Annotated in this window: 18 protein-coding genes; 11 read left to right on the plus strand and 7 right to left on the minus strand. The window is 48.0% G+C overall.

From position 1 onward, the window contains the following. The first annotated feature begins 15 nt into the window (after positions 1-15). The 5 genes from B1728_RS02315 to B1728_RS02335 all read left to right on the plus strand — a co-directional run bounded on the left by B1728_RS02315 (position 16) and on the right by B1728_RS02335 (position 4604). On the plus strand, positions 16-963 hold the full coding sequence (locus B1728_RS02315; protein ID WP_079908550.1) for an aminopeptidase: 948 nt from the start codon (positions 16-18) through the stop codon (positions 961-963). Between the two features lie 240 nt (positions 964-1203). Beyond that, positions 1204-2268: a selenide, water dikinase SelD gene (gene selD, locus B1728_RS02320; protein WP_079908551.1), complete on the plus strand. Its 1065-nt coding sequence runs from the start codon at positions 1204-1206 to the stop codon at positions 2266-2268. A 76-nt stretch (positions 2269-2344) separates the two neighbouring features. Continuing rightward, the gene (gene mnmH, locus B1728_RS02325) at positions 2345-3376 is read left to right on the plus strand and encodes a tRNA 2-selenouridine(34) synthase MnmH (protein WP_079908552.1); all 1032 of its coding nucleotides are present in this window, start codon (positions 2345-2347) and stop codon (positions 3374-3376) included. A 377-nt stretch (positions 3377-3753) separates the two neighbouring features. Beyond that, complete coding sequence (locus B1728_RS02330; RefSeq protein ID WP_079908553.1) at positions 3754-4206, plus strand: DUF948 domain-containing protein; 453 nt, start codon at positions 3754-3756, stop codon at positions 4204-4206. Between the two features lie 23 nt (positions 4207-4229). Next, complete coding sequence (locus tag B1728_RS02335) at positions 4230-4604, plus strand: YtxH domain-containing protein (protein WP_079908963.1); 375 nt, start codon at positions 4230-4232, stop codon at positions 4602-4604. 147 nt (positions 4605-4751) lie between these two features. Here B1728_RS02335 and B1728_RS02340 read toward each other — a convergent pair whose 3' ends face one another. The 6 genes from B1728_RS02340 to B1728_RS02375 all read right to left on the minus strand — a co-directional run bounded on the left by B1728_RS02340 (position 4752) and on the right by B1728_RS02375 (position 12627). Continuing rightward, the gene (locus B1728_RS02340; RefSeq protein WP_079908554.1) at positions 4752-5906 is read right to left on the minus strand and encodes a phosphodiester glycosidase family protein; all 1155 of its coding nucleotides are present in this window, start codon (positions 5904-5906) and stop codon (positions 4752-4754) included. An 89-nt stretch (positions 5907-5995) separates the two neighbouring features. Beyond that, positions 5996-7807 carry an EAL domain-containing protein gene (locus B1728_RS02345; protein WP_079908555.1) on the minus strand — a complete coding sequence of 604 codons (1812 nt, stop codon included), beginning with the start codon at positions 7805-7807 and terminating at the stop codon, positions 5996-5998. Between the two features lie 58 nt (positions 7808-7865). Then, positions 7866-7988: an AgrD family cyclic lactone autoinducer peptide gene (locus B1728_RS35645; RefSeq protein WP_144027730.1), complete on the minus strand. Its 123-nt coding sequence runs from the start codon at positions 7986-7988 to the stop codon at positions 7866-7868. Further along, on the minus strand, positions 7978-8541 hold the full coding sequence (locus tag B1728_RS37300) for an accessory gene regulator B family protein (protein WP_079908556.1): 564 nt from the start codon (positions 8539-8541) through the stop codon (positions 7978-7980). Before B1728_RS37300 ends, B1728_RS35645 begins: the two co-directional genes overlap by 11 nt. Further along, positions 8538-9209, minus strand: coding sequence for a hypothetical protein (locus B1728_RS02355; RefSeq protein WP_079908557.1), 672 nt, complete (start codon positions 9207-9209; stop codon positions 8538-8540). The genes B1728_RS37300 and B1728_RS02355 overlap by 4 nt, the downstream gene beginning before the upstream one ends. A gap of 2764 nt (positions 9210-11973) precedes the next feature. Beyond that, on the minus strand, positions 11974-12627 hold the full coding sequence (locus tag B1728_RS02375) for a helix-turn-helix domain-containing protein (protein ID WP_079908561.1): 654 nt from the start codon (positions 12625-12627) through the stop codon (positions 11974-11976). A 197-nt stretch (positions 12628-12824) separates the two neighbouring features. On the opposite strand from B1728_RS02375, the gene B1728_RS02380 reads away from it, so the two are divergent. From B1728_RS02380 to B1728_RS02390, 3 genes are all read left to right on the plus strand, one after another. Further along, the gene (locus B1728_RS02380; protein ID WP_079908562.1) at positions 12825-13262 is read left to right on the plus strand and encodes a hypothetical protein; all 438 of its coding nucleotides are present in this window, start codon (positions 12825-12827) and stop codon (positions 13260-13262) included. Between the two features lie 155 nt (positions 13263-13417). Then, on the plus strand, positions 13418-15457 hold the full coding sequence (locus B1728_RS02385; protein WP_079908563.1) for a glycoside hydrolase family 15 protein: 2040 nt from the start codon (positions 13418-13420) through the stop codon (positions 15455-15457). Continuing rightward, positions 15454-16749 carry a glucose 1-dehydrogenase gene (locus tag B1728_RS02390; protein WP_079908564.1) on the plus strand — a complete coding sequence of 432 codons (1296 nt, stop codon included), beginning with the start codon at positions 15454-15456 and terminating at the stop codon, positions 16747-16749. Before B1728_RS02385 ends, B1728_RS02390 begins: the two co-directional genes overlap by 4 nt. A gap of 122 nt (positions 16750-16871) precedes the next feature. On the opposite strand, the gene B1728_RS02395 is transcribed toward B1728_RS02390, so the two are convergent. After that, positions 16872-17732, minus strand: a complete 861-nt coding sequence (locus B1728_RS02395) for an AraC family transcriptional regulator (RefSeq protein WP_079908565.1) — start codon at positions 17730-17732, stop codon at positions 16872-16874. Between the two features lie 85 nt (positions 17733-17817). On the opposite strand from B1728_RS02395, the gene B1728_RS02400 reads away from it, so the two are divergent. From B1728_RS02400 to B1728_RS02410, 3 genes are all read left to right on the plus strand, one after another. Beyond that, the gene (locus B1728_RS02400) at positions 17818-18255 is read left to right on the plus strand and encodes a disulfide oxidoreductase (RefSeq protein ID WP_079908566.1); all 438 of its coding nucleotides are present in this window, start codon (positions 17818-17820) and stop codon (positions 18253-18255) included. A 118-nt stretch (positions 18256-18373) separates the two neighbouring features. Next, positions 18374-19672, plus strand: a complete 1299-nt coding sequence (gene melA / locus B1728_RS02405) for an alpha-glucosidase/alpha-galactosidase (protein ID WP_079908567.1) — start codon at positions 18374-18376, stop codon at positions 19670-19672. 156 nt (positions 19673-19828) lie between these two features. Then, positions 19829-24730 carry a DUF7507 domain-containing protein gene (locus B1728_RS02410; protein WP_079908568.1) on the plus strand — a complete coding sequence of 1634 codons (4902 nt, stop codon included), beginning with the start codon at positions 19829-19831 and terminating at the stop codon, positions 24728-24730. Positions 24731-24742: the final 12 nt, after the last annotated feature.

A 24742-nucleotide genomic window follows, 5' to 3' on the forward strand; every position in this document is an offset into this window, starting at 1 on the left:
AAAGGAAGACAGACGATGAATCCGAAACTTACAGAAATTAGCAAGAACGTCCTGAAAAACTGTTTGGGGCTTAAAGAGAACGAAACCTTTTTGGTCGTTGCCGACGAAGTGAAGAAGGAGCTGGCCGAGTCCCTATTCGAAGCGGGAAAGCAGCTTGGAGCGGAATCGATGCTTGTTGTTATGAAGGAACGATCCAAGTCGGGGGAAGAGCCGCCTGCGCCCGTTGCGACGGCAATGGCTAATTCCAACGTGGTGGTCTGCATCACGAAGCATTCCTTGACCCATACGCAGGCCCGCAAGCAGGCAGCGGCAGCTGGTGCCAGGCTGGCGACTATGCCGGGCATTACCGAAGACATGTTCCTGGAGGGGGCAATCTCCGCGGATTATGTGAAGGTGAAGGAGCTGACGGAGAAGGTCACAGATATATTGACCGAAGGTCAAAAGGTTCGGATTGAGAAGGACGGCTGCATCTTAACCTTCTCGATCGCTGGCAGGAACGGAGTTCCGAGCACCGGCATGTATTTGAACCCGGGGGAGTCGGGCAATCTGCCATCCGGTGAGGCCTATATTGCGCCGATGGAAGGAACGGCGGAAGGGCAGATTGTTATTGACGGCTCTGTAGCGGGAATAGGCAAGCTGCAATCCCCGCTTAAGGTCACTCTCGAAAAGGGCCGTATTGTCGATGCGGCAGGCCCGGATGCTGCAAGGCTGCTTCAAATTCTGGGCGACGGGGATGGGCGTCAGTTGGGCGAATTCGGTATCGGAACCAACGACAAGGCCCGGATTACCGGCGTCGTGCTTGAGGATGAGAAGGTATACGGAACGATTCACGTTGCGTTCGGCAGCAACAATACCTTCGGCGGGGTCATTGCCGCAGGAGTACATATTGACGGCGTCGTTACGAAGCCGACGGTATACATCGATGACCGTTCGATTATGGAGAACGGACAGTTTCTCAGCTAAACAGGCTGGCTGGCGGATGAGTTATGCTCATTCGCCGGCTTTTTTGCATATAAGACGGGTTCCCCTTCAAAATACCTGATTCAGCTTCGAAATCAAGTAGTTTTTCTTATCAGAATCGCCCCATCACGAAGGGTTATTTTTTGCCTGTCCATCTAAGCTCCAAATCTGTATTTTCGGGGAATACTGTGATAATGTTGGTATAAACGGTATTTGTATAAGAGAGAAAGGAAGTCGATTTCCATGAGTGAAGGGCTAACAGATAAAATCAAATTAACCTCGCTTTCGAGCAAAGGAGGCTGCGGTTGTAAAATCGGTCCGGCGGATCTTCAGCAGGTCATCAAAACGCTGCCTCAAGCCATGCCGAATCCCAATTTGCTGGTTGGCCTGGATACGAGCGATGACGCCGGGGTCTATAAGCTGACCGACGAATTGGCGCTTGTTCAAACCGTTGATTTTTTTACACCGATTGTGGATGATCCGTACTCCTTCGGTCAAATCGCCGCTGCCAATGCGCTCAGCGACGTCTATGCCATGGGAGGAAAGCCTCTGACCGTGCTCAATATTGTGGCATTTCCTATCAAAAAGCTGGATAAGCAGGTCTTGGCCGATATTTTGCGCGGGGCGGCGGATAAAGTGCAGGAAGCGGGAGCGACCTTGGTAGGCGGTCATTCTATTGACGATAATGAGCCGAAATTCGGTCTGGCGGTTACGGGCATTATCCATCCGGATAAAGTGAAGCCGAATGCGGGAGCGAAGGCAGGCGACAAATTAATTTTGACCAAGCCTATCGGAGTGGGCATTATGACGACTTCTATCAAAAAGGATGCCTTGAGCGAGGAAGAGGTCAAGCGTGTGACCCAAGTTATGAGCACGCTGAACAAAACAGCTGCTGAAGTGATGGAGCCGTTCTCTGTGCATGGATGTACGGATGTAACCGGATTCGGCCTGCTGGGCCACGCTGCGGAGCTGGCGAAGGGCAGCTCGGTCGGCGTTCGCATCGGCTTCCGCCAGGTTCCGGTTCTGCCGCGTGTCCGCGAGCTTGCTGAAGCCGGGTTTGTTCCAGGCGGCACGAAGAACAATTACGCACATCTGGAAGGCACTGTAACCTTCCCTTCCTCTATGGATCAGATCGATCAATGGATTTTGTGCGATGCGGTCACTTCCGGCGGCTTGCTCATCTCCGTGGCGGCCGAAGAGGCTGACAAGCTGCTTCGCAGCTTGGTTCAGGCCGGCGTAGAGGCTGCTTTGATCGGTGAAGTGACGAGCGATCATCCGGGGCAGATTCAAGTTGTTGATACGCTGTAGCCGAATCGGTCTGCAGCAGGAACCATGAAGGACGGTTGCTTAAGCGAATTCGTTCTTTATATAAGGAGAGAGGCAATTGTTTCAAGATATCACCGTAGAAGAGCTGCTGGAGCAACAGCAGGACCTGACGCTGATTGATGTTCGATCGCCGGGCGAGTACCGGGATTTCACCATTCCCGGGAGCATGAACATTCCGCTTCTCGACGATGCGGAGCGTGCAGAAATCGGCACGATCTACAAGCAGGTCAGCTTTCAGGCAGCCAAAGACCGGGGGCTTGAGATTATTTCCGCCAAGCTTCCGAAATTTATTAAGCAATTCGAAGAGATTGATTCCCGCAAGGCCGTCTTCTGCTGGCGCGGAGGCATGAGAAGCAGAACAACGGCCACAGTGCTTTCGCTTATGGGCATCCGTGTTTATCGGCTGGCTGGCGGTATCCGCTCTTACCGCCAGTGGGTTGTCAAATCGCTCGAGCATTTCGAATTGAAGCCGCAAATGATCGTAATCAACGGCTATACAGGAACCGGGAAGACCACGCTGCTGCACAGGCTGGCTGAGCAAGGTATTCCCGTACTGGATATCGAGGGGCTTGCAGGTCACCGCGGCTCCATCTTCGGACAAATCGGCCTGAAGCCGAATAATCAAAAAACCTTTGAAGCGCTTCTGCTTCAAGATCTGCTCCGGTATAACGATCGTCCCTTCATAGTGATGGAGGCGGAGAGCAAGCGGATCGGCAAAGCCGTCATGCCCGATTTTCTGGTCCAAGCGAAGGATAAGGGAATTCAGCTGCATTTGGACATGCCGATGGAAGCCAGGATAAGGCACATTATGGAGGACTACGATCCCGCGGCTCACAAAGAAGAATGCCTCACGGCATTTGAACGGATACGTCGGCGGCTCCATACTCCGATTGCGGCTGAAATCGAAAGGGCGCTCATCATGAACCAGTATGCCGCGGCGGTCGCGCTGCTTCTCGAGCATTACTATGATCCGCGTTATGAGCATTCCGGCGAAAAGCATGCGAATGACTTCATTCACCTTCCCGTCGAAAATCCTGAAGACGCAGTTCAAAAGGTCACTTCGTTTTTGCAGCAGCAAAAATGGAAGTGATGAGGTAAGGCCCCTTCGGGGGCCTTTTTAGTTGTTGAGAAACCTGGAGAGCTTGAACTATTGCCAATATACTCCGGTGGGGTATGCCCCTCCAGCCGCTATTGAAACCCGTGAAATGTTATTATATTTAGCGGTATTTTCACGGGTTTCAAAGGCGGACGTAAACTCCTCCGAGGCATACCCCACCTCCATATGTAGCATAGTTCAGGCATAACAGGGTTTCTCAACAACCCCTAAGGCCCCTTTGGGGGCCTTATTTTGGTATGGGTAGAAAAAATTTTTCCATTTTCAGTGTCAAAACAGGCGCCTGCTACTTATAATGTACTATTCCATAGGCATTCGTCTAGGAAAGTTGCCAGTGGGGGAGGTGGCGGTACGTGATTTGGCAAATCAGCGTAAGCCTGGCGTCCTTGGCTTTCATCGTCTTGGCAGGGTATCTTCTCTTTATGCTGAGAGAATCCCGCAAGGCCATGGCCCAGGCTCAGGAGACATTAAGCGCCATTCAAGTGCAGCTGAAGCTGACTACCGAAGAATCGGTCCGTACGATTCGTCTTTCCAGACAATTGCTGGAGGACGTACAGGGAAGATTAAAGGCAACGGATGGGTTTGTAGCCGCAATGGAGCAGACGGGGGAAGCTGCCAGTACGCTATCCCATTCGGTGAAGCTGGTCTCCCGCACATTGTCCGATACGGTTCTGGAGGCTCGGGAATCGCTACATAGCCGACAGGATACAGTTAAGGACCTGATAGAGCTGACGACAACGGGAATCCAGCTATGGCAAAGATGGCAGGCCCAGAAGGCCTCCCCCAAGGGCAAGACTGGCGAATGATCAAGACGAAGGAGATGAACAGCATGGCAGCGGATAAAAAAGGAAAAGATATGTTGATCGGAGCCGTAGTAGGCACCGTTTTGGGAGCGGTGACCGCTCTGTTGCTTGCACCTAAATCAGGAAAAGAGCTTAGAGCCGATCTGGCAGAAGGCGTACACAACGTTTCCGAGAAAACACAGCAGGTTGCAGGTAACGTATTGGATAAATCCAAACAACTAGCCAGCACGATTTCGGAAAAAACTCATTCCCTCGGCAGCTCCACTACAGAATGGGCAGGCAAGGTCAAGGAAAAAGCGTTGTCTTGGAAAAACGGAAAAACCGACGAATCGGCTGAGGTTCCTGTTGCAGCAACGGTCATCGTGAATGAAGACCGGGAAGCTGAAGAGGAAGGGAAATAACCGAACAAGACATATAGCACAAAAACCATCCGTCCAAGGCAGAAGACTTGAGGCGGATGGTTTTTGACATGGTAGAGCTTTATAATCGGGGCTCCACGCAAAGTGCCTGAATCGGCTTCGGAGCCAAGCCCCCGCTTTGTGGGGGCATTACCATTTCGAAGGATCGATCTTGCTTGGATCGAGTCCCTGCCATATGTTGCGGATATCGGCGGTTTCCGGATGGTCAAACACGAGCCAAGCCGTAGGCAAATACCGCTCACCATGCTCACTGGCAGGCTTGTTAATGATTTGGTTATCATGTACCAATACCGTGGACGAGCCGCCGTCCAGGTTGGCCGCTGTAATGGCTCCATGCTCCAGAAAAATATTCTGAATATCGTACAGCGTCGCGCCGATACTATAGCCCGGCTGTCTGCCGTCAATAATGGCAAACATGATAGTACCGTCTTCCTTCTGTGCCATACAAGTACGAGGGGCGATTCCCCATCCGTCCGCCTGATTCTTGATTTGGCCTACTCCATTAACGATAAACCGCGGAGCGAACGTTACGGCTTCCTGAACACCCATTTGCAGCAGCTCGGATGGCTTGTACTTCCCGGCGATCATCCGCCCGTCCTTATCGATGCCTACAATATGATTCGGTGTATTCATGCTTCCGTCGTTATAAAAAATTTTGCCCCCGGACATGACGAGACCTGTAGGCTGGAATCCGTTGCCCATCCATTCCGGGTCGACGAAGCCGCCAGCATTGACGCCTGCTACAGCTCCAAGCCGTTTCACCATGGAGGATACCTTTTCTCCTTTGCCTACCTTGTTCGGAACGGCAATTCTCAGCTTTTTGGGGTCATTCACAATAAGCAGCTTTCCTTTGAAATTTTTGCCTTCAATCGGCTCAATCTCAACGAGGGGCTTCTTTTGTTCCTTCTTGGGCTCCGCGGCGGCCGGCTTGTTGACCTGCACCAGGTGCTGGTCCTTCACTTCCGTGTAAGTGTCAAATTGCTGCCAGTACCGATTGACCCGTTTGTCCAGCTCATCATTGCCAATCAGGTAAGCGGCCCAATGCCGATGCTGCGTTGTTATTAGCGTATCCGCCATCAGATAGCGAAGATTCGTTCCCGACTCCGTCAAAAAGAACCAGAGACTGAAGATCATCCCGAAGGTCATCAATACCGACATCGTATAAAAGAAAAGAGTTACAAGAGCGGAAGCCCGTTTCTTCTTCTTCTTTTTTCGAGAGGAAGGAAGCTTCTTGACGGCCACTGTCGTACGCGTCTTAGGACTGCTCGATAAATTGGCTGGCATGTCTTCGTTCCCTTCAAAATATTGGATTTTCTACAGTTATAAACGTAAAAAAGAGAAAAAAGTTTCAGTTCAAGACCGCACTTTTTTCCCTATTTCGGCAAATATAGCTGTTTTTTCTCTTTTATCATCTTTTCAAAATCATCGGCAGCTACCGGCTTGCTGAACACATACCCTTGGATTTCATCGCATCCCCGGGACAGAAGAAATTCGAGCTGCTCCATCGTTTCTACGCCCTCCGCCAATGATTTCATCTTCAGCTGCTGCGACATTGCAATAAGCGCCGTCACGATAGCGGCATTATCCTCGTCGGATGTGACGTCCCGAATGAAGGATTGGTCGATTTTTAACGTATGAACGCGGAACCGTTTCAAATAACTGAGGGAGGAGTAACCCGTTCCAAAATCATCGATAGAAATTCGAACTCCCAGCTCCTTCAAATGGTGCATCGTTTCGATCACTTGCGGGATATGGTTCATAGCAACGCTCTCTGTAATCTCCAAGCACAAATGCTCAGGCTTAAGCCCGGTTTCGTCCAAAATCTTTTGAATCATCGGAATAAATTGCGGCTGATGGAATTGAATGGCCGAAATATTCACGGAGACGCATAGTGCAGGATATCCGGAATCTATCCACTGCTTGGTTTGAATACAGGATTGCTTAAGAATCCAATGACCGATCGGGACGATGAGTCCGGTTTCCTCGGCCAGGGGGATAAATTCAGCGGGAGAGATCATACCCCATTCCGGATGGTGCCAACGAACGAGCGCTTCCATTCCATTGATGGTGCCGGTGTGCAAATCGACCAAAGGCTGATATAAAATAAGAAGCTCTTTTCGTTCCAACGCTTTACGCAGATGAAGCTCCATGTTCAGCGTGTGCAGCGAGCGTTTGTTCATGTCGGGATGGTAATAATGGTATGAATTCCCACCTTTCTCTTTGGTGCGGTACATGGCATTGTCGGCGTTTTTCAACAAGGTTTCGGCATCAATTCCGTCATTGGGATAAAGGCTGATCCCTATGCTTGCTGTTACGAACAGCTCATGCTTTTCAATGTGAAAAGGTTCCTTGACAAGATTAAGAATCCCTTTAGCCAGCTGCGCGGGCTCATCGACATGGGTCGTTTGGGAAAGCAGAATCATAAACTCATCCCCGCCAAAACGGGCGACAACATTGTGGTCTTTGATATATATTTGAAGCTTGCGCGCCAAAGCTTGCAAGAGCTGATCTCCAATGTGATGGCCTAGCGTATCATTAATGACTTTAAATCGGTCCAGATCAAAAAAAATAACGGCTACCCGATTTCCCGTTTTCTCCGATTCCTGAAGGCAGGCTTTGAGACGATCATCAAAATAGAGACGGTTCGGAAGCTCTGTCAACGAATCGTGATAAGCCATATGAATGATTTTTTCCTCTGCCCGCTTACGTTCATTCATCGCCCGAATGGTTGCATAGGAACGCAGAAATTGATCGTCTTTAGTCTCATTAACAATACGGGCAAACAATTCATCGTGTTGAATGGGATTGTGATGGGCGGAAGAGGGGTCAGAGGTTGTAAGCAATTGTATTACGTTTTCGATGTGCTCTTTGTGAATACGTGCGGCAGAGGCTGTTTTGGAACGTTTGCGGTCTTTTTCACCTAAATAAACGATGCCTTTTTTCGTATCATAATCTTCTACGTGGTGCATGTTGACGATATTAGCGCTATCTAAGAGCCGAAACCCGTCCTCGAACAGCCATTCTTCCAAATTATCGAAAGAAAAATCAAGATAATACTGCTGATCCTTGGTGTGAACGATAACTTCACGTTCTCGAATCTTATCGATTTTGACAACACTGCTCGAATCCAAGATGATAATTTCCGACCCTCTCTTGCCGTCTCGTGTCACAGGAATTTTCTGCATGAAATTCAGCTCCATAAGAGAAGGATTGGTAGGCTGTCTTGAGGGACAGCCCCAGATATTATTTTTTCAGTAGTTCTTGTGGTGTTTCTGGGCGGTGAGTTGATATTGAATTAGTGGTGACAAAAAATGCAGCCAGAGTCATTAGAATGCTGTTTGCTAAGATTGCAAGCTTATTTTTCATGTATAAACCTCCTTTCTACGAAGTCTCTTAAAATATAAGAGTACTTCGTTGTTAGAAATGCCTGAATAAAAAATGCGGTTGAAAGAATGGAGGATTGAATGAAAAAATTGGAAGATACAATTATAATTGCTAATATTCGCAAATATGGATAGTACTTGGGACTAATCTTACTCACATCTTGTATATTATTAGGAGCAGTTATAAAGAAAGTAATAAGTGATATGATATCAAGAATAATAAAAAAACTATTATAAGTATGGGTAGTAAATGCGATGGTTACAAAAATAACTATCGATAATAAACAACAAGATAATGAGGATGACATATGCATGCCGCCAGAAACAAATCGTATAAGCATATAAGCGAAAATTCCAAGTAAGCACTGTAATAAATGGCCGGTTGCTAAACAAATCATTATAGAGATTATCATAGCTAAAGAAGTATTTATTAATAAAATCAAAGAGTACTTCAGCGCAATTTCCGACCCAGCACCTGCGTGATTATTACGTATACTTTTTGCAAGGTATTCCGCAGATTGATCGATAACATTCATTTTCGTGACAACCTTTCACGTCTATTCTTCCATAATTTTTGATTATGTTTATAGGATAGATAGATTCCAACTAGAAAAAGGATTCCAATAATTATAGGAACAATAATATGCAGTTTGGATTCTTTAAAAGCAACTGTTTGCACTTGGATAATAACAACGGCAATAACTAATACAGCAGAAAGTAAAAAGTTATACCCTTTTTGTGCATCATTAATAGTCGTATGAAACCCTAGCTTATATTTTTGAAGCGGGTATAGTAGTAATAATAGTAGGGCAGAAACAATCAACTCACTCATAATAAATTGGGAAAGTGATGTTTGAAACGTTTCGGGAGAAAATAAATTCAAATCGGTTCCAACTGATGCTACTAATCCTTCAAAAAGTGTTGTAACTAGCGAACCGATAACCATAACTAAAATAGAAAAGATTACTGGTAGTCCGAAAAATAGAGTAATTAAGACAATTCCAGAGACTATGATAGGAATAGCTGCGAGACCGGGCTCATTTATAACATCTCTAAAATAAACAGAAATAAGGGACATAAAAAATGCTATGAGGGCTACTTTATGTAGTGAATAGCGAAAATATATTCGGAAAAAAGACAAACTTACAAGAATTACTGAAGCAAACTCTATTGAATTTGCAATGATCTTGGCGAAATAAAACATCACGATGCCCCTTTAAGAAATGTCAAAAGTTATATTGTTTAATTAAATTAAGTTTAATATACTATTGTAAACTTAACAAGTAGAAAATTGTCGAATAAAGCGCTTTCTAGCTACGAGTACGTATCAAACATAGGCGATGTTACCCTGACGTGATAAGAAATTTTAGTAATATAAATCTATCTTTTGTACCATCAAATTCAATCCTCCAGCTCTTTTTCGTAGGACATATGTATTAAGTATAAAAAGACAAGAAATAGCATGGAAATAATAAATGGTATGATTTTTTCGTAAAATATGATTGAAATGCTGCCCAGATATAGTAACAATGATCCAAGGACTAGCACTATGTAAAACTTTGATGGAAATTTTGCGGATTTTGAACTAAGATTTCTTGATGAGATAAAGGTAAATCCTATCCGAAGTTTATTGAGAACAATAGATAAAACTAAATTCACTGAACATAAAAAATAGACTTGAATGTCGTAATCGTTACGAGTAATTTCAATAAACTTGCCATGGTCGAAGTTAGCTAAGGCCATATTAAATAAAAGCTCGGACATAACGTTGATAGGATATGTTATAGAAACTAGAAGAAATGAATGCCACAACCTAAAACGATAGATTAAGAATACACAAAGAAAATAACCGACAGGCTGGAGTATCGATAAGAGGTATATAATTTTGAATGTTAGCAGTACTATTGTGACTTGGGATAATAGTAATGTGCAAATAATAACGTGTGTTAGATATCTAGTGATCTTTAAACGAAATATAGATAGTCCTAATATTTGCAGTGTAAACCACCAGTAACATGCTTGAAGAAAAGTTGTCCAAATCTGATCCATCTAGAAATTCCCCCGCTGTTGTGCATTATGTACTCTAATAACTCATTCCTATAAAACAAATTCATGATTAAACTAACTAAGCTTGAAAAAGTAATGGAATATGCGGTGCTAGAATAAAACCTCTACTCACTCCATCATCTCTTTCTCATGTGAAAGATGCAAAATAATAACCAGTGCAAAAAACGTAATCGTTATAGCTAGCATGATAATTTCAGAAAAGTACTCAATAGTTAGGCTAGTAATCATAATAGGAAGCCATCCAAGGATAACCATCAAGATGAGTTTTTTCGGTAAAGCCTTTTTTCGAATCATTATATTGCTTGTTACGAAAGTAAAGCCGATTCTATAAAAGTACAGTAACACTGTAATTAAATAATTGATTGTTGTTAGAACTAAACCTTGGATGAAATAATCGTTTCTTGAGATACGGATAAACTCAATGTAATTATATTGAGCTAGCAGCAGGTTAAAGCTCGATTCCAACACAACATTTAGGCCGAAGACCAAGGTAGTCATGAGTAAGGATTGGACTATTTGGAGACGATAAAACACCCAAAAGCAAAGTAAAAGAACAATAGGATGTAGAATCGACATTAAGAAAATAAGTTTATAAGACTGTAGAAAATATGAGGTTTGTGTCAGAACTAAAGTACTGATAATGATACATTTTAAATATAAATGAGGCTTTATACGAAAAAGTACAAGGCCCATTAGCTGAACAGAGGGCCAGAATACCAAATAAAGTATAATCATTTTTATCTGTTCCAAACTAACCCACCCCTAATCCTCAATCTCCCTTAAATCAGATAAATGAAATATGACGCTTACGATCAATAATAATAAGGTGATAGAAAAGCATAATGATTTTTCAAAATAGACGATAGTAAGACAGTGATGCCAATAAGGGATGAGGCCCAACCCTTCATTAATTACTCCGAAATTTCCTTCTTATTAGCCAAATGAAAGCTTTGAATGATGTATGTAATTTGAGATAGCAGGACAATCGAGTCAATTGTGGTATGTAGTTTCTAAACTTTAAACGAAATAGTGCCAGACTTAAAGAAAGCATAGAAGTCCAAGTTACTGCGAAGATAAGAAGTTCGCATAGCTGCCTCATTCATTCACCATTCCTAAAAAATAAAATCAGCCTAATTGCACTCATAGTACAAATAGGCCGAACACTATGTCAATGATATATTTATCATATTAGTTTATTTACCCATTCACCTATCAATCAGCCAGCTCCTTTTGATAAGACAGCCTTAACACAATGAACCATACAAAGATTACAGCTAACTGAAAATAAAAAGCATATTGTTGAACATAAAATATAGTAATACTAGAAATCAAAAGAAAAGCTAATGCAAATAGGCAGGCGTACATAAACGGTTTGTTCTGTTTTTTGAATAGGAATCTCCCTTTATCATATTGAGATAAAAAAGAGAAACCAATACGGTATTTTGATAGTATGTAACATAAAAATACATCGATAACAAGTATAAGGATTGCAATAGCAAAAGTGCCGTCCTGAATAACAACAAGAAATCGACTAACGTTAAATTTAACCAAAGCCATGTTCAAGATAAACTCCAGAGCAAAATTTATGGAGTACGCTACAATCGTAATGATAATAGAAGGTACTAGGCGAATGCGAAAAAGAAGCCTATAGCACAAAATTGCACAGATAGGCTGAACAGTTGCGATTAAGTAGATTTTGTCAAAGCTTCTCAGAAAAACGGAGATATAGTCCAGTAACAGGGAAGAAAGTATGATCTGAACGAAGTAGGGCTTCAGGGGAAAACGAAATAGAACAAAACCTAGAGAAAGCAATGAAGCCCAACCGAAAAAATAAAAAACAGCTAACTGTAGAGTCGGCATAATGTCCCATCATTTCTTCAATAGTATTCCGAATGAATAAGTTACCCCTTAATAAACGAAGGGTTAATCCCGGCGGTCTTGCCGAAGGTAAACTCTAGGCTGGTCAGATTGTTATTGGCGATTTTGCGCAGGATCAGATCGTGGTATTTGCGTTGGCGCAGGGCGGACATGGAGACGAATAGTCCTTCACCCTTCGAATCGAAGTAGAGCCGGCCGTTCTTTTCATCATATTTGCGGATATGCTGGAAATTGGCGTAGACGTCCGCGTCCACTTTTTTGAACTCCAGATCGTCCAGCTTTTCCAGGAACTCGCTGAAGTCTCGTAAGGAATCGATGCTATGTCTTACTTTCGTTGCTTGATTGCAGTACATAATGTCTTTGGTCCCTACCTCAATATAATAGACGGTAGCCAAATCTATATCTATATTGGTGCTCGGCGCGTCACTAAAGTCCTGGGCTTTCAAGTGTCCGGCCTTGATCATCAAATCGGTGTAGGAGTAGCAGTAGGCGTCGGAAAGTTTTTTGAGAGTATCGGGAGAAGGGGTAATCTTTTCGTTGGTGGACCGGTTTTTTTCCAACTCCAAATCACGGATATATGCGTGCGATAAACCGCTTTTTTTAGCTGCTTCCCTTAAGGACATGGAACCGCGCAAGCCTTCTAAAAATTTACCAAATTCAGGGATAGGTTGTCCCATTTTGTAAATCACCTCTTTCTTTGTTTATTGTAATGGACAAGCTTCCGAAAAGAAATAGCTCTTAAAAAAAAATATAGGGGTTACTAGGCATGAATCTAAAAAATAATTAATAAAATAAAGTAAATCTTGACGGTTTGTAGTATAAATACTACATTAGCATAAAGGGCTGATTATCATCATGAAGGGGGATCATGGAGATGAGAGATAAGGTCATGAACCGTTGGAGCACTTATGAGCCCTTTTATGTGGCGTTTAACGGGTATAAGATTGCAGATATCGTCATAACAAGCCATGCCATATCCCGCTGGTCCGAACGCGTGGAGACCGATCAAGGCGGCATTGAGCACATTTGCTCCTATCTGTGGGATGCATTAAAGTTTGAACGGATCAAGCCTTATTACGAGAATGAAAAAGACGTGTATTTAATCGACGAAGATCTGGTTATGGTGGCCGAGTTTATGACCATCAAGGACGAAGTGGATATAGCGGGAAATCCTTTACATAAAATGATTGTCGTCACCTTCCTTGGAAGAGTGTCTGAAGACATCCAGTTGCGTGATTTGAAAGCTTACTATTCATGGCTGCGGCATTCGCGGCGGATGACCTTGGTCAAACATGGCCGTAAACGCAAATAAATATTGGCCAGTTGTTAAAAAAGAAGTATGCGGTGTGATGCTGCATGCTTTTTTTGTGTTTTCTTCACTGGTGCTTAAAGAACTTTAAGGCTGATTTGCATAAATTAGGCTTGTATTCGGGGACATTAGGGAGAGATAGGAAGGAGGAGCAATGTATGGCGCGTGATTTACCTTTGGGTAATGGCAATGTGCTGGTAAATTTCGATACAAGCTATAACCTACGCGATATGTATTACCCTTATGTGGGGCAAGAGAATCAGTCGGCGGATCATTTATCTCACTTTGGCGTATGGACGGCGGAAGACTTTTTCTGGATCGACCATCCGGAGCTGGTACGCAAGTCCTCTTATCTTAACGATTCCATGGTCACCAATGTGGAAGGGATTCATGAACGGCTGGGACTCAAGCTGCTGCTTCGCGATGGGGTGGATGTACAGGAAAATGTACTCGTACGTAAAGTCGTGGTTGAGAATATGAGGCCGCAGGAGAGAGTGGTCAAGCTTTATTTTCATTTGGACCTGCACTTATACGGAAATGGTGTGGGGGATACGGTGTACTATGACCCGGATCTTCGGTCACTTATTTTTTACAAAGGACATCGTTACCTGTCTCTATCCTGCAGCGGGGCAGGAGGGAAAGGCATCGGCTGCACCAGCTTTGCCATAGGCCAGAAGGAAATGAATGGCATGGAAGGCACCTGGAGAGATGCCGAGGACGGTCAGCTGGGCCGCAACCCGATTGCACAGGGCTCGGTGGACGGGACGATAGAGCTGGAGCTCAAGGTTCCAGCCAGCGGCAAGGCGGAGGCGTGGTTTTGGATTGGCTTCGGCAAAAGCCTGGATGAGATTAACGGCATCGAGCAAAATATCCGCCAAGCGACGCCTCACGCGTTTCTGCAAAGAACCTACAATTACTGGGAACAGTGGCTTGCCAAGGATCGCCATGATCTGAGCCTGATAGATAAGGATATGGCATCCTTTTATAAAAGAAGCTTGCTCGTTGTGCGCGCGAATATGGATAACCGGGGCGCTATTATAGCGGCGAACGATTCGGATATTTTGAAGTTTGCCAAGGATACGTACTCCTATATGTGGCCAAGGGATGGAGCGTTGATTGCCCATGCGCTGGATAGATCGGGGTATGTGGCGCTGACGAGCCGTTTTTTTGAATTTTGCAAACGAGCCATTACGAAGGACGGCTTCCTGCTGCACAAGTATAATCCGGACGGCTCCGTAGGCTCAAGCTGGCATCCATGGATGAACCCGGCCGGAGAGAAGCAGTTTCCGATTCAGGAGGACGAGACCGCCCTGGTGCTGTTCGCGCTGTGGCATCATCATGAATTGGCCAAAACTCTGGATAACGCGAGAGACGACTACGATAAATTCGTCATTCCGGCTGCAGGCTTCCTGGCGAGCTATAGGGATGCTTCGGGGCTTCCTCTTCCTTCGTACGATCTGTGGGAGGAACGGTACGGCGTTCATGCCTTCACGGTGGCGAGCGTCTATGCGGGGCTGCTTGCGGCAAGCAAGTTCGCCGAGCATTTCCAGGATAAAGCACGGATGGTCTATTTCCGGGAAGCGGCGGGTAAGGTGAAAAGCGCTGTCGAGCAATATATGTTTTCGGAGCAGGAGAACCGTTTTATTCGGTCGTTGTACTGGAATCGGGAGAAAAATACCTACGAGCCGGATATGACGCTGGACGCCAGTCTGTACGCTCTGTTTGACTTTGAGATGTTCGCCGCTAATGATCCACGGATTGTCTCTACGATGAAGGCGATTCGGGAGAAGCTGTGGATTCAGTCGGAGGTAGGAGGAATAGGCCGGTACACCGACGATTATTATCATCAGGTTACTCACGATATAGGCAAGGTTCCGGGGAATCCGTGGTTTATCTGCACGCTTTGGTACGCGGAGTGGGTTATAGCCGTTGCAGGCAGTGAGAGCGAGCTTAAGGAAGCGGAGGATTTGATCCGCTGGACGATGAAGCATGCCCTGCCGACGGGCATTCTTGCGGAACAGGTTCATCCTTATACAGGAACTCCGCTGTCCGTTTCGCCGCTCACCTGGTCGCACGCCTCCTTCGTCAAGGTGGTACAGGAGTATATATCCAAGAAGAAGCTGCTCCAAAATAAACAGTTCGGCAAAGAGGACATCAGCGACGCGAAGCTGCTGCAGACCACGGGAGCGTCCCAATGAAGACGGTACGTTTGAACGGACTTCAGCCCCAGGCTGAGGGAAGCGGCAAAGATGCGAATGCATCGGCGGCAGCAGAACAAGGCCTGCGCGACCAAGCCAAGCAAGACAATCGGAATACCGCCGCAAATCCGGCAGGCGATCAAGTAAGGCTTGAGCTGATGGAAGTGGATCAGCCGGAGCGGAAGCAGCCTGATGACGTTCTGGTGCGCGTGCTGTGCATCGGTCTTGACGGTACCGACCGCGAGTTAATGACGGAGAAATACGGCGTCCCTCCGGAAGGAGAGAACGGGCTGACGATTGGTCACGAATCGCTTGGCGTTGTTATCGAGGCGGATGAAGCTTACGGTCTTGCCAAAGGCGATTTGGTCTGCGCGCTGGTGCGAAGACCGTGCAATGACCCGATGTGCGTCAACTGCCGCAACGGCCATGCGGATTTTTGCGAGACCGGCCATTACGTCGAACGGGGGATTAAGGGCCGGCATGGCTATCTGTCCGAGTACTACGTCGAGGAAGCCAGATATTTGGTCAAGGTGCCTCCGGCCTGCTTGCATTACGGAGTGCTCACGGAGCCCCAAAGCATCGTCGAAAAGGTGTGGGATGAAGTCGGACGCATTCAGCAGCGTCTGATCTGGCAGCCCCGTTCGGTGCTGGTGCTGGGCTCCGGGCCGCTCGGCCTGCTGGCGGCCTTCACCTCACGGTGTCTCGGACTCGACACCGTGGTATGGTCCAAGTCGCCGGCCGACAGTCCGGCGGCGGAGCTGGTTCGCGCCTGCGGTGCCGAGTACCGGCAGGCGGGAGAGCCCGGCGGCGCAAGCGGGCCGGACCAGGAATCCGCGGATACGCTCAGCGGATTCCTGGAGCGGAGCGGCAAGCGCGCCGATCTGATATTCGAATGCACGGGCTACAGCCCGCTCGCATTCGAAGCGATGACCGCACTCAGCCCGAACGGAGTGCTTGCCTTGTTAGGCGTCACGCCGGGCAGCCGGACGCTGAAGATTTCTTCGGATATGATCAACCAGGAGCTCGTCCTGGAGAATAAATGCGTGCTAGGCTCGGTCAATGCCTCGCGAAAGGACTTTGAAACCGGAATCTACCGGCTCCAGCAAATGGAAGCCAAGTTCCCGGGCCTGCTGGGCCGGTTAATTACGGACCGATTCACGTTGGAGCAGGTGCCTGAACTGGATTTTGGCCGCATCGCCATCAAGGCAGCTGTCGATCTGGTCCCCGAGTCCCAATGGCAGGAGCTGCTTACGGACAACGCCCGTCAGGTTGCTTACAGCTTTTCGGTATAGCAGCAGAGCGATTCATCGGCATCAGGCTGAAGAATCGCTCTGCTGTTCTGTATATATGTCGGGGCTTCCCGCCAAGTACCTGGATAAGCTTTGAAGCCAAGGCCCCGCTTGTTTGCGTTGATTTATTGGCTGCAATCATATGGATTCATCGTCTGATCCTGACGGTAATCCGAAGGAGAGCGGCCGTACCATTTCTTGAACTGCTTGGAGAAATATAAGGGATCGCTGAAGCCGACGGACGAGGCTACCTGCTCGACCGTCAGCTCATCCTGCAGCAGAAGCTTGGCCCGCTCCATGCGGATTTTCAGCAGAAAATTCATGGGAGAGAGCCCTGTCTGCTGCTTGAACATTTTGGATAGATGCGTACGGTGATAGCCGAGGCTTTGGGCCATCGATTCTATGGATATCGGCTGATGGTACTGCAGCGTAAGCCAGCGAATCGCCTGCTCTATCTGCTGCTGGATGCCGGAGGTTTCTTTCTTAGGGATGCTGTCGTGACCGAGCTCCTGTGCATATTCGGCCAGAAGCAGCCGCAAGTAGCCTTCACACTGCATATCGCAATGCGGCTGCCTCCTGCGCATGGTCAGCTCCATCTGATGATACAGCGCCTGCATTTTACGATGGTTCTGGGTTAAGGCCACCGGCTGGTGCGGGGAGATTCCGAATCCGCTTAAATATTCGTCCGCCCTGTTTCCCTTAAACCCTACCCAACGGTAGCACCAAGGATCCTGCTCATCCGAAGCGTAGCTGACCAGCTCTCCGGGGAAGATAAAGAAGCTGCTCCCCTTCTCCAGACGGTAATCCGTTCCCATGCAGCTGAAGGTGCCGCGCCCGGATACAACATAATGGACGAGATAATAGTCAAGCACCTGGGGACCGACCCGGTGCAGCGGCTTCGTCTGGGATTGACCGCTGAAAAGAACCGTCAGCTCGCCTTTGCCGGGACGGGGATTAAAGGATACGGAATGATAGGATGCCTTCATATGGTACACCTCAATCAATTTTGATATGATGATAGAAGATTTGGAGAAGTATGGTACTAATGACTTGAGGAGAGAGCCGTTTAAGATGAATGGGAACCGATTTATAAAAGAAAATTCACTACATCTGTCATGGGTGGTAGCTCTTGTCGCCACGCTCGGAAGTCTCTATTTTTCCGAGATTTTGCATTTCTTGCCTTGCAAATTATGCTGGTATCAGCGCATTCTTATGTATCCTCTCGTGATTATACTAGCCATCGCGGCCGTGCGCAAGGATACGAAGCAGTACCTCTATGTGCTTCCTCTCAGTGTATGGGGAATGGGCATTTCACTCTATCATTACTTGATGCAAAAGACTTCTTGGTTTAAAGAGGCGGCAACCGGATGCGGACCGGTTCCGTGCGATGTCGACTATATTAATTGGCTGGGCTTTATTACGATCCCGTTCCTTGCGTTGATAGCCTTTACTCTCATAACGATATTGCATCTATTGCTGCTAGCCGTCGAGCGTCAGAACAGCCGGTGAAACGAAACTACAATTATCCATGTAAAAGTGGTTTGTCTCCATATGCATTTCCGGTTCCGGCAAGTATAGTCTAGGTAAGGTAGTAAGACTTAACTTGGGAAATAGGGGAGGAAGAAACATGTCCAAAATTACTTTTCTTGGAGCAGGCAGTACCGTATTTGCTAAAAACGTGCTTGGGGATTGCATGCTGACCCCATCGCTGCAGGGCTTTGAGCTCGCGTTGTTCGATATCGATCTGGAACGGTTAAAGGATTCGGAGAACATGCTGAACAACCTTAAGGCAACGACCGGCAGCACGTGTGTGGTGAAAGCGTATACGGACCGTAAAGAAGCTCTTCGCGGCGCCAAGTACGTCGTCAACGCCATTCAAGTCGGCGGATACGATCCGTGCACGATTACCGATTTTGAAATTCCGAAGAAATACGGCTTACGCCAGACGATTGCCGACACCGTCGGGATCGGCGGCATTTTCCGCAATCTGCGGACCATTCCGGTCATGCTTGATTTTGCCAAGGATATTCAAGAGGTATGTCCGGATGCCTGGTTCCTGAACTATACGAACCCGATGGCGGTTCTTACCAACGCTATGATTACGTACGGCGGGGTAAAGACCGTAGGCTTGTGTCACAGCGTTCAGGGATGCGTATCGCATCTGTTCAAAAACCTGGAGATGGATTCGACAGGCGTTCATTGGAAAATTGCGGGCATCAATCATATGGCATGGCTGTTGGAAGTCACGAAGGACGGTGTCGATCTGTATCCGGAAATCAAACGCCGCGCCCGCGAGAAGCAGAAGGAAACACACAAGGATATGGTTCGCTATGAGCTGATGTTCCGCTTTGGCTACTATGTGACGGAATCGTCCGAGCATAACGCCGAGTACCATCCGTATTTCATTAAACGCAATTATCCTGAGCTGATTGAGCGGTTCAACATTCCATTGGATGAGTATCCCCGCCGCTGCATTCGTCAAATCGATAAGTGGAAGACGATGCGTGACGAGATTGTCAATAACAAAAGCCTGGAGCATAAGCGCTCCAAAGAGTACGCCTCCTATATCTTCGATGCGATGGAAACGAACGTGCCGTTCAAAATCGGCGGCAACGTGATGAACACCGGCTTAATTACGAACCTGCCGAAAGAAGCCTGCGTCGAGGTTTCCTGCCTTGTGGATGCCGACGGCGTAACACCGACCTATGTAGGCGATCTTCCGCCGCAGCTGGCAGCGTTGAACCGTACGAACATCAACACGCAGCTGCTGACATTGGAAGCGGCGATAACCGGCAAGAAGGAGCATATTTATCATGCAGCTATGCTCGATCCTCATACGGCGGCGGAGCTGTCCATTGACGACATTGTCGCTATGTGCGACGATTTGATCGAGGCTCACGGTAACTGGCTTCCCAAGTTTGTCTAAATGAACCGATTGAACTCCCTTTTCAGCGCAATGCTGGAGGGAGTTTTTTTGCGTCCGAAGTGCGGTATTATCGGGCCATGCCTCTATTAGTATCAAGTCTGATGCAGCGGGTTTCTACATATATTTGCAGAAGATCATGTAGAGGAGGAGGCTATTATGTCCATTGTTTATGTGGCCAACTCACTGGATAACACGGTAGCTGTCGTCAGCACGGAATTCAATACCGTCACGGCATTTATTCCGGTTGATGTCAATCCGCAAATTCCAGTCGTTGCGCCTCATCTCGGTCCGCCTTCGGTCTATGTCACAAACGCAGGCTCGGGGACCGTTTCTGTTATTGACGTGAACGTGCAATTCGCATTTCAATCCATTCTGGTAGGCAGTAACCCTTCCGGGATTGCCATTTCTCCCGATGAGCAGACGGTGTATGCCCTGAATCGCGGAAATCCTTCGATTTCGGTCATCGGGACGTCGTCAAACTCTGTGATCGACACCATTCCTTTAAGCGGTTCGCCTAATCAGGGGGCTTTTGCGAACAACGGCAGCCGGGCTTACATTACGCTGGATAACGGCTTTGTAGCGGTCATCGATACGGCTTCGAATTCGGTCCTGACGTTGATTCCTGTGGGCAGTGCGCCGAACGGAGTTGCCGTCACGCCGGACAGCTCACGGGTGTATGTGGCAAATTCGGGGGACGGGACTGTTACGGTGATCGATGCGGTAACCGATACCGTGATCACAACGATTCCGGCCGGAACGACGCCTTTGTTTGCAGCGGTTTCTCCTGACGGCACGACGATCTATGTGACGGATGCCGGAGGTTCGAATGTTATTGTGATCGACACCTTCACCAATACGGTATCGGGATTCATCCCGCTCTCCGGGCCAACGGCGGGTGTGGTATTCGACCCTTTTCAAAGCCTGGCCTATGTGGTCGAGCCCAACAATCGCTTATTGACGGTTATCGATACCATAGGCCGATTCCCGATCCAAAGCATTCCCGTAGGGAATGGGCCTTACGGAGTCGCAGTTCTGCCGGATTTTTTTGTGACCTCCACCATTGAAATTATAAAAATCGATCGAAGCACCGGAAGACTGCTTTCAGACGCGATATTCGGAATCTTTAACGAACAGGGTCAAATCCTGCTTGAAGTGGTTACGGATTTCGAAGGAAGAGCGAAGCTTCAATTGCCGTCAGGAAGATATATCGTTAGGGAAATTGCGCCTCCGCCCGGTTTTTTTCCGGAATTTCATGAGCATTTTGTTGAATTGTTTCCGGGAAGCGTTACTTTCCTGGAGTTTTTCAATATACCGGAGATATCGGAGAACTTTATACAGAAGATCGATGCAGAAACGCAAACCCCCATACCGAACGTTCAATTCGACGTATTTGATAGTGCAGGCAATCTTGTTCAAAGCGTCATTACGGATGCCAACGGCATTGCCGTCATCCTGGTTCCCCCGGGAGAATATACCCTTAAGGAAATAACCCCTCCGGGCTTTGAACCAAACGAGCCATTGGTGCTGTTTCTGGAAGGCTATTCGTTCACTACGATTCCGAATCGCAGATCGCTAACGCCGAGCGTGCAAATAACCAAGCAAGTCGATAGGATTGAAGCGCTGCCGGGTGACGTGATTCATTATTCCATTACGGTAACGAATAATGGAGATGCTTTTTTACATAATGTGGTCATCACCGATGGGCTGCTTAGGATTCAGGAGCATATTGCGGAGCTTCCTCCAGGTGAGTCCGTCGTATTCCAAGTTCCTTTTGTCGTACCGCCGCTGCAGGGCGGAGAGACTCTTATCAACCTATCTGCCGTTACGACGGACGAAGGGGTGTCGGCGGAAGCCGAGGCTGTTGTGATTATTACCGCATTGCCCTCGATACAAATAGTGAAACTGCCGGATCGGGCGGCGGCGACGCCTTCTACGCCCATCGTGTATACCGTCGAAGTCACCAATACCGGCAATGTGCCGTTAACGAACGTTACTTTGCAGGATAATCTGGTTCCGATCTCCGAACCGCCTTTTACTTTGGGGATTGGCGAGACGAGAACGATCCAGTATGTACTGACGTTTGATCCGAGCTTTGTGCATAACGGCGTTATCGAGAATACGGTAACAGCTTCGACGAATGAAACTCCGCCTATCTCTGACAGCTCTACCGTGATCGTGCTGCCGGAGCCGGGAAGTCTCGGAATCAGGAAGAACGTATCCCCGGACATTGCAAGGCCGGGAGATGTGGTCGTGTACACCATTGAAGTGTTCAATAGCGGGCCTACGACATTAACTAACGTTGTCTTGACGGATGCAACGCTCCAGCTTCATCTATCTATTGGAGATATGAAGGCAGGAGATGCTTTCTTACTGGATATTCCAGTTTCGATTGACATCGCTCAGGCGGGTCAGACGATTGTCAATACTGCCGTTGCGGAATCGCTAACAAGCGGAGAACGGCTAACCGCAATGGATGCAGCCACCTTGACTATTGTTGCGGAGCCTTCAATAGGCTTTACGAAGACGGTCAATCATTCTCATATCCAGCAGGGAGGTACAGTCCTCTATACAATAAGCGTCGTCAACACCGGGCTCATTCCGTTAACGAATGTAAGGATTACCGATCCTGCGTTATCATTCCAAACCATTGTGCCGCTGCTGCAGCCGAACGAAGTACGAACCTTCGATATTTCGTTTACCGTCCCGCTGACCGTCCCGGCCGGTACCGTTATAACCAATACGGCTGTTGTTGTATCCGATCAAACGGAGCCGCTGGAGGCAGAGGCCACCATTTCCGTTCTTCCTACGTTCGGTGTCGAAATTTTCAAATCGGTGGAACCATCCAGCGCTTCCCCCGGCGAAGTGGTGTCTTATACGATCGTTGTCAGAAATACGGGCGGGGCCGATCTGACGAACCTGGTCATTATCGACCCTGATATCGGCTTGAACGAATCCATTGCCAAGCTTGTTCCCGGCGAAGCGGTCGACTTTAGAGCCTTCTTTACCATACCGGAGAACACGCCTGCCGGCGTTCAAATCCGCAACACGGCTACGGTAACTACGGCGGAAACGGAGCCAGCATCTGATGAGACGGCGGTCGTCGTCCTTGCTGCGCCTCTATTGACGATTGATAAGACGTCCGATATTGATCTTGTCCTCCCGGGAGGAACGATTCAGTATACGATTACCGTGCACAATGGCGGAAATATCCCGCTCACGAATATCACCATCGACGATCCGATTATCGGCTTCCATACGACCCTTCCGCTCCTTGCGGTTGGCGGGACTCAATCCTTCACCGTCCCATTTACGATTCCAGCCGGATCTCCTTCCCAGACCGTGCTGGTGAATACGGCTGTCGCCGTTTCCGATCAAACGCCGCCACAAGAAGCCACAGCAAGAGTGGCGATCGATCCTCCTGTTGGATTGACCATTGCCAAAACAGCGGATCGTACCCTTGCCGCACCGGGAGATGCCATTCAATATACCATTACTATCGTGAATGGAACCGGGGTGACCTTGACAGGCGTTACGGTGTCCGATCCGCTGATCGGTCTGGAGGTGCGGTTCGATGAGCTGGGATCTGGTGAAACACGGGTCCTCACCGGCACCTTCATCGTTCCTGCGACGGAGCTTGCGGGCAGCAGCATCGTCAATACAACGACCGTTATATCCGACCAAACGGAGACTCTGGAAGCCAGCGCCACGGTTACCGTGCTTGCCGACCCGCGGATCGATATTGATAAAACAACGAATGTGGCGAGCGCCTTCCCAGGGGAAACGGTCATCTACTCCGTGACGGTGACCAATGTCGGAAATACTCCGCTGACCGGGGTTCATATCACTGATACGCTGATCGGGCTCGATGCCACTCTGCCCTTTCTGGCTGTCGGAGCGACCGAAGTTATCAAGCAGCCCTTTACCATACCTTTAGATGCTCCTGCAGGAGCCGTTTTCGTAAATACGGTCACCGCCGAAACGGATCAGCTTGCCGCGGATCAGACCTCCGCTTCCGTCATTGTGGAACCGGGCTTTAGTCTATCGTTGGAGAAGAGCGTCGATAAACCTTCCGCCGTTCCCGGCGAGATCGTTCACTATACCGTCATGCTTCGCAACCAATCAAACGCCGATATCACGAATGTACGGTTTGTAGATTCGTTACTGGGAATATCCGAATGGGTCACGAGCATCCCGGCCGGCGCCTTCGTTGAACTGGTCATTGGCTTTGTGATTCCGTCTACGGCAGCAGCAGGCTCCATCATTCGTAACACGGTCACTGCGCTGTCGGATCAAACGCCGCCGCAGCAAGCGTCTGCATCGGTTACAGTTGGTGCGGCTCCCAAGCTGGGGCTAAGTAAAATCGCCGTACCGAACGAGGCTCGGCCGGGGCAAACCGTCACCTTCCTCATCCGAATCGCAAATGAAGGCAATGTTAGACTATCTCCAGTGACGATAGTGGACCCGCTGCTCGGTCTGAACAATCGGATTGATACATTACCGGAGAATGTCCGGGTTTTGGCTCAAGCCTCTGGAATTATTACCTCGCTGTTCACCATACCCGATACGGCTGCGGCAGGTTCTTTAATTACGAATACCGTCATAGCCCAGTCCGGGCAGACCGATCCGGTTGCCGCTTCGGCTTCGGTCACGGTACTGGAATCGCTGCTTCGTGTTACGAAGCATGCCAATGTGAGGGAAGTCACGGTAGGAGACAGTATAGAATACACCATAACCGTTCGGAACGTCGGCCCTATTGAAGCCAGGCAGATAAGGGTGTCGGATCTTTTACAGAGCGGCAGCACATTCATACGAGGGAGTGTCAAAGTCAACGGAACGATTCAGCCGGAGTTAACTCCTGAAGGGGGAATTCCACTTGGCACGTTACAGCCAGGGGATGAAGCCGTCGTCCAATTCCGGGTGGAAGCCGCTCATGCCAACAGGCATCTTGCAAACGACGCGGTAGCAGAATATGAATATACCGCAGAATCGGGGGCCGTGTTTAGGGCAGCAGCCCGATCTAACCGAACGGAAGTCGTTGTCGTGGAAGAGGAAGAATAGCTGACGACAAGC

It is taken from the genome of Paenibacillus sp. 32352 (genome assembly GCF_002042965.1).
Taxonomy (GTDB): Bacteria; Bacillota; Bacilli; order Paenibacillales; family NBRC-103111; genus Paenibacillus_S; species Paenibacillus_S vulneris.